Source organism: Paracoccus isoporae (assembly GCF_900101865.1).
Taxonomy (GTDB): domain Bacteria; phylum Pseudomonadota; class Alphaproteobacteria; order Rhodobacterales; family Rhodobacteraceae; genus Paracoccus; species Paracoccus isoporae.
In genome coordinates, this window is record NZ_FNAH01000007.1 from 86209 (window position 1) to 102424 (window position 16216).

Sequence of the window (16216 nt, forward strand, 5' to 3'; positions counted from 1 at the left end):
GCTCGAAAGCTTCCATTGTCCGGGAGGCTCCTCCGGCCCGGACGCGCATGAATGCGCATACATGCTACGGCAACACGAATCACTGCCGCCTGTCAAGTGTGGCTTTATTTGACTGCTAGGCGGAAATTATTATGGGTAATCGCATTGACAAATCTGGATGTATACGCATTCATAAAGCCTGTGCAGCATCCAAGGAGGTCCGCGATGGCACGCGACGGAGGCATCACCCCCGACCAGTTGAGAAGCGCCCGGTGGTTCGCGCCCGACGATCTGCGCAGCTTCGGGCACCGCTCGCGGATGATGCAGCTCGGCTATTCGGAAGAGGAGTTTCTGGGCAAGCCGATCATCGGCATCATGAATACCTGGTCGGAGCTGAATTCATGCCACGGCCACTTCCCCGAGCGGGTGAAAGATGTGAAGCGCGGCGTGCTGCAAGCGGGCGGATTCCCGGTCGAGATGCCGACGCTCTCGGTCGATGAAAGTTTCACCAAGCCGACCTCCATGCTGTATCGCAACATGCTGGCGATGGAGACGGAGGAGATGATCCGGTCGCACCCGCTGGACGGGGTGGTGCTGATGGGTGGCTGCGACAAGACCACGCCTGGGCTGGTGATGGGGGCGATTACCGCCGGGGTGCCGGCGATCTTCCTGCCGGCCGGGCCCATGCTGCGAGGCCACTACGCCGGCAAGATCCTCGGCTCCGGTTCGGATGCCTGGAAATACTGGGATGAGCGCCGCGCCGGCAACATCACCGACGAGGAATGGCTGGGCGTGCAGGGCGGCATCGCGCGTTCGGTCGGCACCTGCATGACCATGGGCACGGCCAGCACCATGACCTCGATCACCGAGGCGCTCGGCCTGTCGCTTCCCGGCGCATCCTCGATCCCGGCGGCGGATGCGGGCCATCAGCGGCTTGGCAGCGATTGCGGGCGGCGCATCGTCGAGATGGTGTGGGAGGATCTGACGCCTGACCGGATCGTGACCGACGCCGCCGTGCGCAACGCGGTGATCGTGGCGATGGCGACGGGATGCTCGACCAATGCGGTCGTGCATCTGATCGCGATGGCGCGGCGCGCGGGCGTCGATCTGACGCTGGACGATCTGGATGCGCTCAGCCGCGAGACCCCGATGATCTGCAATGTGCGGCCCTCTGGGAAGGACTATCTGATGGAAGATTTCTTCTATGCTGGCGGTTTGCGCGCGCTGATGACGCAGCTTTCCGAGAAGCTGGACGGCAGCGCGCTGACCGTGACCGGACGCAGCTTGGCCGAGGGATTCGCCGGGGCCGAGGTCTATAATGACGACGTGATCCGGCCGCTGTCCAACCCGGTCTATCATCAGGGTTCGCTGGCGGTGTTGCGCGGCAATCTCTGCCCCGATGGCGCGGTCATCAAGCCAGCCGCCTGCGACCCGAGATTCTATGTCCATGAAGGTCCGGCGCTCGTCTTCGACAGCTATCCCGAGATGAAGAAAGCGGTGGATGACGAGGATCTGGAGATCACGCCGGACCATGTGATGGTGCTGCGCAATGCCGGGCCGCAGGGCGGGCCTGGATTCCCCGAATGGGGGATGCTGCCGATCCCGAAGGCGCTGATCAAGCAGGGCCATCGCGACATGCTGCGGATCTCCGATGCGCGCATGTCGGGCACGTCCTACGGGGCCTGCGTGCTGCATGTGGCCCCGGAAAGCTTCATCGGCGGCCCGCTGGCGCTGCTGCAGACCGGTGATATTGTGCGGCTGGATGTGCCGAACCGGAGGCTGGACATGTTGGTGGATGACGCGGAGCTCGAACGCCGCCGGTCGGCGTGGCAGGCGCCGCAGCCGCGTTTCGACCGGGGCTATGGCTGGATGTTCTCGCAACATGTCAGCCAGGCCGACAAGGGCTGCGATTTCGATTATCTTCAGCGCGATTTCGGCAAATCCGCCGGAGAGCCGGATATTTTCTGATCCGGCAAGCACGAAACATCGCAGGCGCGAATGCGTTGCGCCTGCGCGGAATGACATGAACAGATCCGAGGTAAAGACATGAGTTTCACCCCCCACGGCAAGCATTTGGTTTCGGGCGAGTGGGTGTCCGGCGACGCGATGTTCTCGTCGGAGCCGGCGCATGGCCCGTCACACGAGTTTTCAGTCGGCACGGTCGATCTGGTGGACCGCGCCTGCGAGGCGGCGGAAGAGGCGTTCTGGTCCTACGGTTACAGCTCGCGTGCGGACCGCGCGGCCTTCCTAGATGCGATTGCCGACGAGATCGAGGCGCGCGGCGCGCAGATCACCGAAATCGGCACGCAGGAGACCGGGCTGCCCGAGGCGCGTCTGGAAGGCGAGCGGGGCCGCACCACCGGCCAGTTGCGGCTGTTCGCCGAGCATATCCGCAAGGGCGATTACCTCGACCGGCGCCACGACGCGGCGTTGCCCGACCGCCAGCCCCTGCCGCGCCCGGATCTGCGCATGATCCAGCGGCCCATCGGGCCGGTCGCGGTGTTCGGGGCGTCGAATTTCCCGCTGGCCTTCTCGGTCGCGGGCGGGGACACGGCGGCGGCGCTCGCGGCGGGCTGCCCGGTGGTGGTCAAGGGCCATTCCGCCCATCCCGGCACCGGCGAGATCGTGGCCGAGGCGATCAAGGCGGCGGTGGGTAAGACCGGCATGCCGGCGGGCGTGTTCAGTCTGATCCAGGGCGGCAATCGCGAGGTGGGCCAGGCGCTCGTCCAGCATCCGCTGATCAAGGCGGTGGGCTTCACCGGCTCGCTCGGCGGGGGCAGGGCGCTGTTCGATCTCTGCGCGCAGCGCGACGAGCCGATCCCGTTCTATGGCGAACTGGGCAGCGTCAACCCGATGTTCGTGCTGCCCGAGGCCGTCAAGGCGCGCGGCGCGGAGATCGGCAAAGGCTGGGCCGGCTCGCTGACCATGGGGGCGGGGCAGTTCTGCACCAATCCGGGCATTGCCGTGGTCGAAACCGGGGCCGAGGGTGACGCCTTCGTGCAGGCCGCCGCCGATGCGCTGAAGGAGGTCGGCCCGCAGGTCATGCTGACCGACGGCATCGCCAAGGCCTATCGCGACGGGCAGGACCGGTTCGAGACGCGCAACAGCGTCACCCCGATCCTGAGCACCAACAGCGAGGGCCGCGAGGCGAACCCGAATCTCTATGAGACGAGCGCCGAGAACTACCTGCAGGATCATGCGCTCGGCGAGGAGGTCTTCGGCCCGCTGGGTCTGGTAATCCGGGTCGGCGGCATCGAGGAGATGCTGAACCTGGCAAAGGGCTTCGAGGGCCAGCTCACCGCGACCATCCAGATGGACGAGGGCGACACCGAGACCGCCCGGAAGCTGCTGCCGATTCTCGAACGCAAGGCGGGCCGGGTGCTGGCCAACGGCTTCCCGACCGGCGTCGAGGTGGCCGATGCGATGGTCCATGGCGGCCCATTCCCGGCCAGCACCAATTTCGGCGCCACCTCCGTCGGCACGCTGTCCATTCGCCGCTTCCTGCGCCCGGTCAGCTTCCAGAACATCCCCACGGGCGTTCTGCCCGATGATCTTGCGTGACGGGAGGGTTGAGCATGAAACAGCAAACCCGAGACAGGCTGATGGGTGTCTCCGTCGCCACGCTGGCCACGGCGCTCTACAAGCGCGGGCTGCGCAACCAGGTCATCCAGGGCGTCCACCCTCTGGGCTGGAAGGGCCGCAACATGGTCGGCCCCGCCTTCACCCTGCGCTACATGCCGGCGCGCGAGGATCGCAACACGCTGGCCGCGTTCCGCGACCCCGAACATCCGCAGCGCGTGGCGATTGAGACCTGCCCGGAGGGCGCGGTGCTGGTCATGGACAGCCGCAAGCAGGCCAATGCCGCATCGGCGGGGGATATCCTCATCACCAGGCTGATGAAGCGCGGCGGCGCGGGGGTGGTCACCGATGGCGGATTTCGCGATGCCGCGGTGATTGCCGAGTTGGACATGCCAGCCTATCACACCCGGCCCTCCAGCCCCACCAACCTGACCAATAACGAAGCCATCGCGATCAACGAGCCCATTGGCTGCGGCGATGCGCCGGTCTTTCCCGGTGACATCGTCGTGGGCGACGCGGATTGCGTCATCGTCATCCCGGCCGAGATCGCCGATGAGGTCGCCGAGGAGGCCGTCGAGATGACCGCCTACGAGGATTTCGTCGTCGAGCGCGTCAAGGAGGGTGCCGCGATCATCGGGCTCTACCCTTGCACACAGGACGAAAATCGCCAGGCTTTCGAGGCGTGGCGGACGCGGAACGGCCGCTGATTGCCGCGCGTGGATTGCGCCCCGGCCGCGACCGGCCGGGCGGGGCGCGCAGGATCGGGGGCTGAGACATGGGTAAACCGGCACTGATGGCCATTGCCAGGCTGCGATCCACGGCGATGGCGCAGCTAGAGGACCATTTTGACCTGCGGCGCTGCTGGGAGGCCGATGATGCCGCCCGCTTCGTGGCGGAGCACGGCGCGGATTGCCGTGCCGTTCTGGCGACGGGCCATAGCCATTTCACCGCCGGGATGCTGGCCGACATGCCGAAGCTGGAACTGGTCAGCCTGCCCACCGCCGGTTTCGACGGGCTGCCGGTGGCGGAGATGGCGGCGCGCGGCATCCGGCTGACCAATGCCTCGCCCGCGCTGCGCGACGATGTGGCGGACACCGCGATCATGCTGATCTTGGCCGCGCAGCGCTCTCTGGTCGCGGCGGATGGGTATGTTCGCAGCGGGGCCTGGGCGCGTGACGGCATGTACCCGTTGCAGAAAACCGTTTCGGGCCGTCGGCTGGGCATCGTGGGCATGGGCTCGCTGGGATCCGCCGTGGCCGAACGCGCTTCGGCCCTGCGCATGGAGGTCAGCTACTGGAACCGCGCGGCGAAGGACGTGCCATGGCGGTATGAGCCGGAGCTGGCAACGCTGGCCGCCAAGAGCGATGTGCTGGTGGCGACCGTGGCGGGCGGGCCGGACACGGCCGGGCTGATCTCGCGCCAGGTGATCGAGGCGCTCGGCCCGGACGGGCTGTTCATCAACATCGCGCGGGGATCGGTGGTGGATGAGGAGGCGCTGATCGAAGCGCTGCAGAGCGGCACGCTCGGGCGGGCCGGGCTGGATGTCTATGAGAACGAGCCGGAGATTGACGCGCGACTGACGGCACTGGAAAATGTCACGCTGTTTCCGCATCACGCCTCGGGGACGGAAGAGGCGCGGGCGGCGATGTCGCAAATGGCCGTGGACAACCTGCTGGCCTTCGCGCAGGGCCGCGCATTGCTGTCAGAGGTGGCAATCTAACCGCGCAACTTGTCGGGCCGGTGCTGCGTTTCTTCCGTTGACGCCAGATGCCTCGGACCGCCGCCATGCCAAAGGATCAATCCACGCCGATCATCGACCCGGAGGATGCCGCCGAAACCGCGGGCCTCGTCTATGTCAATGACGACATGCCGGGGATCAGCCGGGTGCGCGCCGGCAAGGGATTCTCCTATCGCGACGCCAAGGGGCGCACGATCCGCGACAAGGCGGAGCGAAAGCGGCTGGCTGCACTGGCCATCCCGCCGGCCTATGAGGATGTGTGGATCTGTCCCGATCCGCGCGGCCATATCCTCGCGACGGGCCGCGACGCCAAGGGACGCAAGCAATATCGCTATCATCCAGATTTCCGCGAGATCCGCGATTCCGCCAAATACGACCACATGCTGGATTTCGCCGCCGCCCTGCCGAAGATCCGTGCACGGGTGCGCAAGGATATGGGCAGGCGCGGATTGCCGGCAGAGAAGGTGCTGGCCACCATCGTCTGGCTGCTGGAAAACACCATGATCCGGGTCGGCAATGCGGATTACGCGAAAGAGAACAAGTCCCACGGGCTGACCACGCTGCGCGACAAGCATGTGACATTCGACGGATCGGAGGTGCAGTTCCGCTTCAAGGGCAAGGGCGGCAAGGAATGGAACCTGGATATCCGCAATGCCCGCGTGGCGAAGATCGTGCGCGCGGCGCAGGACATACCCGGCCAGCATCTGTTCCAGTATCTCGACGAGGATGGCGAGCGGCGGGAAATCGACTCGGGCGACGTGAACGACTATCTGCGCGAAGTGTCGGGGCGCGAGGTCACGGCCAAGGATTTTCGCACCTGGACCGGAACGGTTCTCGCCGCGCTCGCCCTGTCCGAATACGAGCGTGCCGACAGCGAATCCGCGGCCAAGGCCAATGTCCGCGACGCCATCGAGGAGGTCGCCGCGCATTTGGGAAACACCCCCGCGATATGCCGGAAATGCTATGTCCATCCGCAGATCATCGACGCCTATATGGCGCAGGAGCTGAAGCTGGAGCTTCGTGAGAAGATCGACGACGATCTGAAGAAACCGGCCCTGCGGCATGAGGAGAAGCAGGTGCTGAAATTCCTCAAGGCACGGCTGAAGACGTAGGGGCAGGGCCGCCCCTTGCGAGCCAATCGGGTAGAGTACGTGTGACAGCGCGGACGTGAGGCGGTCTGATCCGGCAGCGGTCCACGCTATGGGCCACGCGGGCCGAAATCCGGCTCGTTGTGTCTGAAACGACATGAAAAACAACGCATTGCCGTCGGTTCGACCGTGCGTCCTTGACCCGCCTCGGATCGCGGCATAGGCAGTTGGCAGCGGTCATCCGGCCGCGCATCCGCCAAGGCACATCGCTGGAAAGCCCCGCTCATGGACGGCCCGATCAGAGGCATCCTGCTGAAATGCTGCAGCGTGACCGTGTTCACGGTCATGGCCGCCATCGTCAAGGCGACCTCTGATGGCGGGCTCGGCGTGCCGCCGGGTCAGCAGGTCTTTTTCCGCTCCTTTTTCGCGATCCCGGTCATCCTGATGTGGCTGGTCTGGCGTGGGGAGCTGTCGGTCGGGCTGCGAACCCATCGCCCGATGGGGCATTTCTATCGCGGGATCGCGGGGTCGGCGGCGATGGGCTGCAATTTCTGGGCGCTCGGCCTGCTGGCCTTCCCCGAGGCCATCGCCATAGGCTATGCCGCGCCGCTGCTGGTGGTGATCTTCGCGGCGATGTTTCTGGGCGAGAATGTGCGGCTGTTCCGGCTCAGCATGGTGGCACTTGGCCTGACCGGGGTCCTGGTGGTGCTGTCGCCGCAGCTCGGGCTGGGGGCAGGTGCGCCGGACACGGCCCGCACCCTCGGCGCGGTTCTGGCGCTGAGCGGGGCGGCCTGTGCCGCATTGGCGCAGGTCTTCATCCGCAAGATGGTGCAGGAAGAACGCACCTCGGCCATCGTATTCTGGTTTTCCGTGACCGCGTCGGTGCTGGGGCTGCTGACGCTGCCCTTCGGCTGGGTCATGCCCGATCCGCAGACCGGGGCACTTCTGGTCGCGACTGGGTTGTTGGGCGGAATCGGGCAGATCTTCCTGACCTCCTCCTATCGCTTCGGGGAGGCGTCGCTGATCGCGCCCTTCGAATATGTCTCGATGCTGCTCTCCGTCGCCATCGGCTGGTTCATGTTCGACGAGGTCGCGACCCCGACCATGCTGGGCGGGGCGTCGCTGGTGATCCTGGCCGGGATGCTCATCATCTGGCGCGAGCGGCAACTGGGGCTGGAGCGTGACCGGCAGCGCAAGGCGATGACGCCCTGAAGACGCGGCTCAGGCGCGGCTCGGACGGTCACATTGCGGGCGGGCTTCGTCGTCTAGCCTGCGCCCGCATCCCATAGCCGCACCAGTTCGGCGGCGCGCGAGGCCACCGTCTCGGCGCTGTCGCCGGGCCGGTAGATCCCCGATCCCACGCCGATCCCCGCCGCGCCGGCCTGCCGCCATGCGGGCAGCGTGTCGGCATTCACCCCGCCCACCGCGTAGCAGGCCGTGCCTGCGGGCAGCACCGCACTCATCGCTTTCAGCCCGTTAGGCCCGATCAACTCTCCGGGAAACAGCTTCAGCCCCCTCGCCCCGGCGTCGAGCGCGGCGAAGGCTTCGGTCGGCGTCATGATGCCCGGCCAGCTTTCCATCCCGGCCGCGACGGTGGCGCGGATCACCTCGGGATTGCAGTTGGGCGACACGATCAGCTTCGCGCCGAGACCGGCCAGGCGCTCCACCTCTGCCACGCGCAGCACGGTGCCCGCGCCGATCCTGGCCCGGTCGCCATATTCGACCAGCATCTCCGCGATGCTGTCATAGGCGTCGGGAGAATTCAGCGGCACCTCGATCTGGGTCACGCCGGCCTCGATCAGCGAGCGGGCGACGGGCAGGGCGTCCGCCGGGGTGATGCCGCGCAGAATGGCGATGATGGGGCGGGTCATGGCCTGGCTCCGGTCTTGCGCCATGCGGCCAGAAGCCCGGCGCGGGTTGCGGTGTCGGCATCGCCGATGATCGGGGCGACACCCTGGAGTTTCAACGCGGCCTCGTAAAGCCTGGCCAGCCTGGATGCGCCGATGATCAGCACCTGCTGGCCCAGCCAATGGGCGCGGGCCGCCCCCAGATCCAGCCCGATCAGCGTGCCGGACAGCCGGGCCACGGTTGCGGCCGGATCTCCCTCTGCCACCAGCCCGGCGGCGCGCAGGCGGAACAGCCGCGCCCAGGCCTGATGCGGCTGGCTGAGCGCGGTCGCAAGCGCGTCCGCAAATGCCTCAGATTGCGGGTCGGTCTCGGCGTCGCCCAGGCTGTGCCGCAGCACGGATTGCCGCGCCAGCAGGGCGAAGATCTCTCCGGTCATCACGGTCTGGAAATGCACGATCTCGCCGGCCGAGATGCGCGCCCATTTCGTGTGCGTGCCGGGCAGGCAGATCACCCCGTCGAAATCGGGCGAGGCGGCCAGCACGCCCGCAATCTGCGTCTCCTCGCCGCGCATCACATCGGGGGGATCGGTCTGCATGACCCCTCCCGCGATGCGCACCCGGCGCGCGCCTTGCGTGTCGGGCACTTCGGTCAGGGCCGGGATGGCCGGGCAGGGCGTGCTGGCATAAGGCACCTCGACCCAGCCCTGCCGGGCGCCGACCATGCCGCAGGCGATCACCGTCACGTCGGGCCAGCCTTCGGTGATCCGGTCCAGCTCGGCCGCGAAATCCGCCGGGGCCGACAGCGCGCCCATGCCCCGGTCAGAGCCGCGCGCCTCCAGCATCTCCGATCCGCGCATCGCCCAGACCCGCAGGTTCGAGCTGCCCCAATCTGCGGCGATCCAGTCGGCATCCGCCCCGCTCACAGCCGCACCTGCGGTTCCGGCAGGCCGGGGGCAGCGGCGCGGACCAGATAGGTCAGACCCTCATCCGGGCCGGGATCCTCCATGCCCTCGGTGGCCGTCGTCACCAGCATGTCACGCAGATCGGCCCCGCCAAGCGCGGGGCAGGAGCTGTGGCGTCCCGCGACCGTCACCCGGTCCAGTTCGCGCCCGTCCGGCGCAAAGCGGATCACCGTCCCCGCACCCCAGCAGGCCACGCAGAGCGCGCCCTCGGCATCGACCACGGCCCCGTCCGGCTTCAGCCCGGCATCCCGCAGATCCAGGAAGACAACAGGCGCGCCGTCGGGCCATCCCTCTGCGTCCAGCCTTTGCGACCAGATGGTCTGTTCCGGCGTGTCTGCGTAAAAGGCGGTGCGCCCGTCCGGGGCGAAGCAGATCGCGTTGGTTGTGGTGATATCGCCCACGAGACGGCGCAGCTCTCCGCCGAAGTAGCGATAGATGCTGCCCAGCTTTCGCTGTCCCTGCTTGCCCATCGTCCCGATCCAGAACCCGCCCCGGCGGTCGGCGCGCCCGTCATTGCAGCGCGTCTCCGGCCGGTCGGCCTCCAGATCGACGACATGGCGCAGGCTGCCATCGCGCAAATCCAGCACCGACAGATCGGTCTCGGTCGCCACCAGCATCCGGTCGCGATCCACCCAGCCGGCGGCCGAAGCGATCCGGTCGAAGCGCCATTCCCGCTGGCCCTGCGCGTCGCGCGACAGCAGTCGCTGGCCGAGAATGTCGAACCAGAAGAACTGCCGCCGTTCGGGGTGCCAGATCGGACCTTCGCCCAAAGTGCAGATCCGGTCGTCGAAAACTGTCATGCGGTCTTTCCTCCAGCTCGGGTGCGGGTCTCGCCGGTGCCGAGAATGCACCCGGTCGGGCCATGCTGCAACATGCTCAGCCCGCCATCTAGCACCAGGCAGGCGGCGACCATGAATGGGGTCGCGCCCGGGATGATGAAGACTGCGGCGCAGGCAATCTCCGCCGGCCTAGCGGTCCGCCCGCCCGCCCTGCGCCGCGGCCTCCGCATGGGCGGCCTCGAACGGAGCCGCGGTCAGACGAATGCCGCAGGATCGTCAGCATGGCCGGGGCGGACGACATGGCCGTGGCCCCGCTTGGCCCGCTGGCGCTCGCGGTCCGTCTTGTCTGGTCCTTCAACCTTCACCCGTCAGGCGCGTGCAGGCTGCGCGTCAGGTGCGGTTCCGGGCTCGGCATCGTCGAACTTGTCCTTGCGGCCCAGCAGACGCCGCATCAGCACATAGAAGAGCGGCGCGAACAGGATGCCGAAGATCGTCGCCATGATAGTCCCGCCCAGCACGGTCGAGCCGATGGCGTTCCGGCCCGCGGCACCCGCCCCTGACGACAGCACCAGCGGCGTGACGCCGAGCGAGAAGGCGATCGATGTCATGATGATCGGGCGGAAACGCTGCCGCGCCGCCTCGACCACCGCCCGGTAGAGCGGCACGCCGGCCACGGATTGCTCGCGCGCAAACTCCACGATCAGGATCGCGTTCTTGCCGGTCAGGCCGATCACCGTCAGCAGCCCGACCTGGAAGAACACGCCATTGTCGAACCCGCCCAGATTTGCCCCGATCAGCGCCCCGAGAATGCCGATGGGCATGACCAGGATGACCGCGAGTGGGATCGACCAGCTTTCGTAGAGCGCGGCGAGGCACAGGAACACCGCCGCCAGCGACAACGCATAGAGCAGCATCGTCTGGTCGCCGGATTCGCGCTCCTCGAGTGACAGGCCGGTCCAGGCGACGTTGAAGCCGTCGGGCAGTTGCGCGGCGATATTCTCGACCTCGGCCATCGCGTCGCCGGTACTGACGCCCGGCTGCGGGCTGCCCTGGATCTGCATTGACGGCACGCCGTTATAGCGGTTCAGCCCCTGCGGCCCGAAGGTCCAGTCCCCTTCCGCGAAATTGGCGAAAGGCACCAGCCCGCCCGCCGCGTTGCGGACCCGCCATTTCTCCAGATCGCTCGGCGTGGCGCGGCTGTCCGGCTCGCCCTGGACATAGACCCGTTTGATCCGGCCGCGATCGACGAAATCGTTCACATAGCGGCCGGTCCAGGCGATTTGCAGAAGATTGGCGACATCGGTGGCGCTGACGCCCATCGCGCCTGCCCGACGCCAGTCGATGTCCAGCCGGTACTGGCTGGCATCTTCCAGCCCGGAGGGCCGGGTCTGGGTAATCAACTGGCTCTGCGCCGCCATCCCGAGGAACTGGTTGCGGGCCTCAAGAAGCTGTTCGTGGGACTGGCCGCCGCGTGCCTGCAAATAGAAGTCGAAGCCCGATGCATTGCCCAGCTCGATCACCGCCGGCGGCACCACGGGGAACACCATGGCGTCGCGGATCTGGCTCAACGCGCCGAAGGCGCGGCCGGCGATGGCCTGCACCGATTGGGCGGGGTCGGTCCGCTCCTCCCAGTCCTTCAGCCGCACGAAGGCCATGCCGACATTCTGGCCCTGACCGGCGAAGCTGAAGCCGACCACGCTGAACATCGATTCGACCGATTCCGATTCCTGGGTCAGGAAATAATTCTGGACGTCATCCACCACCGCCTGGGTGCGCTCGGCCGTGGCCCCGGTCGGGGCCTGGATCAGCACGAACATGATGCCCTGATCCTCCTCGGGCAGGAAACCCTGCGGCGTGCGGATGAACAGCAGCACCATCACCGCGGCGAGACCGGCATAGACCAGCAGCATCCGCAGCGGCCGACGCACCAGCCAGCCCACCGCGCCGGTATATCCGTTGGTCGTCTTGTCGAAGCCGCGGTTGAACAGCCCGAACAGACCGCCCCGCTTGCCGTGGCTGGGCCTCAGCATCGAGGCGCAGAGCGCCGGGGTCAGCGTCAGCGCGACGACCACCGACAGCGCCATGGCCGAGACGATGGTGATGGCGAATTGCTGATAGATCACCCCGGTCGAGCCGCCGAAGAACGCCATCGGCACGAACACCGCCGACAAAACGAGCGCGATGCCGATCAGCGCGCCGGTGATCTGGCCCATGGATTTCCGCGTCGCCTCGCGCGGGTCCAGCCCCTCCTCCTCCATGATGCGTTCGACGTTTTCCACCACCACGATGGCATCGTCGACCAAAAGGCCGATGGCCAGCACCATGGCCAGCATGGTCAGCGTGTTGATGGTAAATCCGAACGCCGCCATGATGCCGAACGTCCCCAGCAGCACGATGGGCACGGCAAGCGTCGGGATCAGCGTCGCGCGCCAGTTCTGCAGGAACACATACATCACCACGAAGACCAGCACGATCGCCTCGATCAGCGTCTTGACGACTTCCTCGATGGAGATCTCGACGAAAGGCGAGGTGTCGAAGGGGATGACATATTCGACGCCTTCGGGGAAGAACTGGGCAAATTCCTCCATCCGCTCCTTCACCCGCTCGGCGGTGTCGAGCGCGTTGGCGCCGGGCGCCAGGCTCAGCGCCATGCCGGAGGAGGGGCGGCCGTTATAGGTGGCGTTGGCGACATAGGATTCCGCGCCGATCTCCACCCGCGCCACGTCCTGCAACAGCACGAGCCCGCCATTCTCCTCGGCCCTGAGCACGATCTGGCGGAACTCCTCGGGCGTGGACAGAAGCGATTGCGCGGTGACCGTGGCGTTGAGCTGCTGCCCATCCACCGCCGGCAGCGCGCCGAACGCACCCGCCGAGATCTGCGTGTTCTGCGCCGAAACCGCCGCCACCACGTCGGACGGGCTCATCTCGAACGCGGCGAGCTTGGACGGATCCAGCCAGATCCGCATCGCGTACTGCGCGCCGAACACCTGGACCGAGCCGATCCCCTCGATCCGGCTGAGATCGTCAACCAGGTTGGTGACCATGTAATCGGCCAGATCGGCGTCGTCGTAATCCTCGTTGCCGATCAGCCCGATCACCATCAGGAACCCCGAGGTGGCCTTTTCGACGGTGATCCCCTGCCGCTGCACCGGCTCGGGCAGAAGCGAGGTCGCCTGGCTCAGCTTGTTCTGCACCTGCACCTGCGCAATATCGACATCGGTGCCGGTCTCGAAGGACAGCGTGGTCGAGGACGACCCCGCCGAGGTCGAACTGGAGGAGATGTAGCGCATCCCGTCCAGCCCGGTCATCTGCTGCTCGATCACCTGGGTCACGGTGTTGGAGACGGTTTCCGCAGAGGCGCCCGGATAATTGGCCCGAATGGTCACCGAAGGCGGCGCGATCTGCGGATATTGCGCGACCGGCAGGGACAGGATCGACAAGACGCCGATCCCCATGATGATGATCGAGATGACCCAGGCGAAAACCGGTCGATCGATGAAAAAACGGGCCATATGCGAGCCTTCGTTGGTCCCTGCGCGCCGGGGTCAGTTCCCGGCTTGCGCGGCGTCGGTTTCGGGGGAGGCGGCAGCGTCGCCTGCGGCGGCGTCGGGAGCAGACGACGTGTCCTGCGGCGCGCTGTCCGGGGCGGCCTCTTCCGCTGCGCTTTCTGGCTGTGCGGCCTGATCGGCGTCCGTCCCATCCTGCGCGGGCTCCGTCGCCTCGGGCTGTGGCGCCGCACCGGCCTCTGCGCCTGCTGCGCCTTGGCCGTCTGTGTCCTCACCGTCTTCCTGCCGCTCTTCCGGTGTCACGGTCACGCCCGGCGCGATGCGCTGCGTCCCGGCCACGACGATGCGGTCGCCATCGCTCAGCCCCTCGCGCACCACCCAGTCACTGCCGCGATCCTGCACGATCTCCAGCATGCGCTGCTCGACCACGTTCTCGGCATTGACGACATAGGCGATGGGCCGGCCGCGGCGGTCGCGGCTGACGCCTTCCTGCGGGGCGAGGATCATGCCGGACAACTCGGCCTGCGGGATGTCGGCCAGCACATACATTCCGGGCAGCAACAGATTGTCCGGGTTGGAAAATTCCATGCGCAGCGTCACGACGCCGGTGGTCTCGTCCACATGGGGCTCGGCCCCGGTCAGCGAGCCGGTCTGCTCATAGACCGTGCCATCTGCCAGCCGCAGGCTGACCGTGCGGGCCGCGCCGTTCGCCAGTGCCGCGCCATCGCCCTGGCGCTGCCAGCGGATGATGTCGGCGGCGGATTGCGTCACGTCCACCTGCACCGGGTCGATGCGGCGGATCACCGCCAGCGGCGTGGCCTGGCTGGCCGTGACAAGCGCACCCTGCGAGGTCTGGGCAAGACCGATCACCCCATCGAGCGGGGCGGTGATGGTGGTGCGGTCCAGATCGATCCGGGCCGCCTCCAACTGCGCCTCGGCCGCCTTCACCGCGGCCTGCGCGGCATCGCGCGCGGCGATGGCGCTGTCCTCGGTCTGCTGGCTGGCCACGCTGCGGTCGCGCAGGGCGGCCACGCGCTCGGCCTCGCGGGTGGCGGCATCGGCCTGCGCCGTGGCCTGGGCGAGCGCCGCCTCCGCCTGCGCCACCGCCGCCTCGTAGCTGCGCGGGTCGATCCGGTAGAGCGGATCGCCCGCGCTGACCACGCTGCCTTCCTCGAACAGCCGTTCGGTGATGATGCCGTTGACCTGCGGGCGCAGTTCCGCCTCGGCCGAGGCCAGCACCCGTCCGGGAAGCGACGCGGTCAGCACCACATCCTCGGCCGAAAGCGTGACCACCGTCACCGCAGGCGGCGGCGCCTCGCCCCCGCCCGGCTGTTGCGCTGCGGCGGGTCCGGCGAGAATCAGCCACAGGAGCGCGCCCGCGCGCAGGAGTTTTTGCGAAGAGTTCATACTTTCCAACCGTTTCCGGGGATCCGCAAAGCGATCACGAAGTCTGACAAATGATCGGTCGCGCAATCACGATAGCGTGCAATCTAGGCCAGAACACCGGGGTCTTCAATGCGGGTTCGGCCCGCCGGACGCGGCGGAAAGCGGCTCTAGCCTGCGCGCAACTCCTCCAGCATCGCCATTTCCTCGGCACTCAGCGCGATGCCGTCGCGCATCGCCGCCGCGCGCGCGGCAAAGCGGCGTTCCGAGGGCAGTCTTGCGCCTTGTCCGGCAATGGCGTCCAGCAGGCGCTCGGCCCGCGCAAAGGGATCGCCGGGCCGTCCGGCCGCAAAGCGCGCGGGCGACATGGCAATGATGAGCTCGCCATGCGCGGGCAAAAGCGCCGTGCTGCCAAGCGCGCCGAGCGCCTCGGGGCTTGTCAGATCGCCGATCATCGCCCCCGCCAGAAGCTCGATCATGGTGGAGATCGCCGATCCCTTGTGCCCGCCAAAGGGCAGCATCGCACCGGCCAGGGCCGCATGGGGATCGGTGGTGGGCCGGCCCTCCGCATCCACCGCCCAGCCTTCGGGCAGGGTGCGGCCATCCTGTCGGTGCAGCTCGATCTCGCCCCGCGCGACGATGGAGGTGGCGAAATCGAACACATAGGGATGCCGTCCGGGGCGTGGCCAGCCGAAGGCGAAGGGGTTGGTTCCCAAAAGCGGCGCGGTGCCGCCCGACGGCGCCACGGCGGCGTAGCTCGGGCACATCGCCAGCGCCGCGACCCCGGCTTCGGTCAGCGTCTCGATCTCGGGCCACAGCGCGGAGAAATGTGTGCAATCATTGATGACAAGCGCCGCAATCCCCTGCGCAGCGGCCTGTTCCGCCAGCACCGGCGCGCCGACCGAGAACGCGGCGGTCGAGAATCCTCCGCCCGCATTCACCCGGATCAGCGGGCCGCCATCATGCTGCAATTCGGGCTCGGCGGCCGGGTCCACCTTGCCCGCCTCGATGGTCCGCAGGCAGCCCGCGATGCGGTAGATGCCGTGGGATTTGCAATTGTCCCGCTCGCCCGCGACGATGGTGGCGGCGACGCTGCGCGCCTGGATGTCGTTCAGCCCGGCGCGCAGGAAGATTCCGGTGACGATTTCAGTCAGGGCGGCGATGCTCAGCCGGGTCGGTCGCGGCATCAGGTAACTCCCTTCGGATGACTGCCTGCCTGTTTTGTATACTTGATGTATGCAGCACCCGCAAGCGGTCCGCGCGGAACACTCCGGCGGCGTGCTGTCCATCCGCCGCGTCCTGCGGCCGGTCAGATTTCACAGCATCGCCGCGGGCGTCTTGCCTTGTGGTATCGC

At 67.3% G+C, this 16216-nt stretch carries 12 protein-coding genes; 6 read left to right on the forward strand and 6 right to left on the reverse strand.

All coding sequences use genetic code 11. From position 1 onward, the window contains the following. The first annotated feature begins 204 nt into the window (after nucleotides 1-204). The 6 genes from araD to BLT73_RS11880 all read left to right on the forward strand — a co-directional run bounded on the left by araD (nucleotide 205) and on the right by BLT73_RS11880 (nucleotide 7596). Complete coding sequence (araD, locus tag BLT73_RS11855) at nucleotides 205-1947, forward strand: L-arabinonate dehydratase (protein ID WP_218132535.1); 1743 nt, start codon at nucleotides 205-207, stop codon at nucleotides 1945-1947. A gap of 78 nt (nucleotides 1948-2025) precedes the next feature. After that, nucleotides 2026-3540 carry an aldehyde dehydrogenase (NADP(+)) gene (locus BLT73_RS11860; protein ID WP_090524092.1) on the forward strand — a complete coding sequence of 505 codons (1515 nt, stop codon included), beginning with the start codon at nucleotides 2026-2028 and terminating at the stop codon, nucleotides 3538-3540. A 14-nt stretch (nucleotides 3541-3554) separates the two neighbouring features. Next, a complete protein-coding gene (locus BLT73_RS11865; RefSeq protein WP_090524094.1) occupies nucleotides 3555-4265 on the forward strand; it encodes a ribonuclease activity regulator RraA in 711 nt (236 codons plus the stop codon). A 68-nt stretch (nucleotides 4266-4333) separates the two neighbouring features. Further along, nucleotides 4334-5278 carry a 2-hydroxyacid dehydrogenase gene (locus BLT73_RS11870; RefSeq protein WP_245727308.1) on the forward strand — a complete coding sequence of 315 codons (945 nt, stop codon included), beginning with the start codon at nucleotides 4334-4336 and terminating at the stop codon, nucleotides 5276-5278. A 65-nt stretch (nucleotides 5279-5343) separates the two neighbouring features. Further along, nucleotides 5344-6408: a DNA topoisomerase IB gene (locus BLT73_RS11875; protein ID WP_090524098.1), complete on the forward strand. Its 1065-nt coding sequence runs from the start codon at nucleotides 5344-5346 to the stop codon at nucleotides 6406-6408. A gap of 261 nt (nucleotides 6409-6669) precedes the next feature. Continuing rightward, nucleotides 6670-7596 (forward strand): DMT family transporter, encoded by a 927-nt coding sequence (locus BLT73_RS11880; RefSeq protein WP_090524099.1) that lies wholly within the window; start codon nucleotides 6670-6672, stop codon nucleotides 7594-7596. Nucleotides 7597-7649: 53 nt separating this feature from the next. On the opposite strand, the gene BLT73_RS11885 is transcribed toward BLT73_RS11880, so the two are convergent. From BLT73_RS11885 to BLT73_RS11915, 6 genes are all read right to left on the reverse strand, one after another. Then, complete coding sequence (locus BLT73_RS11885) at nucleotides 7650-8255, reverse strand: 2-dehydro-3-deoxy-6-phosphogalactonate aldolase (protein ID WP_090524238.1); 606 nt, start codon at nucleotides 8253-8255, stop codon at nucleotides 7650-7652. Beyond that, complete coding sequence (locus BLT73_RS11890; RefSeq protein WP_245727310.1) at nucleotides 8252-9154, reverse strand: 2-dehydro-3-deoxygalactonokinase; 903 nt, start codon at nucleotides 9152-9154, stop codon at nucleotides 8252-8254. Before BLT73_RS11890 ends, BLT73_RS11885 begins: the two co-directional genes overlap by 4 nt. After that, nucleotides 9151-9993: an SMP-30/gluconolactonase/LRE family protein gene (locus tag BLT73_RS11895; protein WP_090524101.1), complete on the reverse strand. Its 843-nt coding sequence runs from the start codon at nucleotides 9991-9993 to the stop codon at nucleotides 9151-9153. The genes BLT73_RS11890 and BLT73_RS11895 overlap by 4 nt, the downstream gene beginning before the upstream one ends. A gap of 347 nt (nucleotides 9994-10340) precedes the next feature. Beyond that, on the reverse strand, nucleotides 10341-13484 hold the full coding sequence (locus tag BLT73_RS11905) for an efflux RND transporter permease subunit (RefSeq protein ID WP_090524104.1): 3144 nt from the start codon (nucleotides 13482-13484) through the stop codon (nucleotides 10341-10343). A 33-nt stretch (nucleotides 13485-13517) separates the two neighbouring features. After that, nucleotides 13518-14885: an efflux RND transporter periplasmic adaptor subunit gene (locus BLT73_RS11910; protein ID WP_090524106.1), complete on the reverse strand. Its 1368-nt coding sequence runs from the start codon at nucleotides 14883-14885 to the stop codon at nucleotides 13518-13520. A gap of 146 nt (nucleotides 14886-15031) precedes the next feature. After that, nucleotides 15032-16048 carry an Ldh family oxidoreductase gene (locus tag BLT73_RS11915; protein WP_090524107.1) on the reverse strand — a complete coding sequence of 339 codons (1017 nt, stop codon included), beginning with the start codon at nucleotides 16046-16048 and terminating at the stop codon, nucleotides 15032-15034. Nucleotides 16049-16216 lie beyond the last annotated feature (168 nt).

Excerpts from the sequence above, each read along its gene's own strand:
- araD (WP_218132535.1), top strand. The coding sequence starts at position 205 with ATGGCACGCGACGGAGGCATCACCCCCGACCAGTTGAGAAGCGCCCGG.
- BLT73_RS11860 (WP_090524092.1), top strand. The coding sequence starts at position 2,026 with ATGAGTTTCACCCCCCACGGCAAGCATTTGGTTTCGGGCGAGTGGGTG.
- BLT73_RS11865 (WP_090524094.1), top strand. The coding sequence starts at position 3,555 with ATGAAACAGCAAACCCGAGACAGGCTGATGGGTGTCTCCGTCGCCACG.
- BLT73_RS11870 (WP_245727308.1), top strand. The coding sequence starts at position 4,334 with ATGGGTAAACCGGCACTGATGGCCATTGCCAGGCTGCGATCCACGGCG.
- BLT73_RS11875 (WP_090524098.1), top strand. The coding sequence starts at position 5,344 with ATGCCAAAGGATCAATCCACGCCGATCATCGACCCGGAGGATGCCGCC.
- BLT73_RS11880 (WP_090524099.1), top strand. The coding sequence starts at position 6,670 with ATGGACGGCCCGATCAGAGGCATCCTGCTGAAATGCTGCAGCGTGACC.
- BLT73_RS11885 (WP_090524238.1), bottom strand. The coding sequence starts at position 8,255 with ATGACCCGCCCCATCATCGCCATTCTGCGCGGCATCACCCCGGCGGAC.
- BLT73_RS11895 (WP_090524101.1), bottom strand. The coding sequence starts at position 9,993 with ATGACAGTTTTCGACGACCGGATCTGCACTTTGGGCGAAGGTCCGATC.
- BLT73_RS11905 (WP_090524104.1), bottom strand. The coding sequence starts at position 13,484 with ATGGCCCGTTTTTTCATCGATCGACCGGTTTTCGCCTGGGTCATCTCG.
- BLT73_RS11910 (WP_090524106.1), bottom strand. The coding sequence starts at position 14,885 with ATGAACTCTTCGCAAAAACTCCTGCGCGCGGGCGCGCTCCTGTGGCTG.
- BLT73_RS11915 (WP_090524107.1), bottom strand. The coding sequence starts at position 16,048 with ATGCCGCGACCGACCCGGCTGAGCATCGCCGCCCTGACTGAAATCGTC.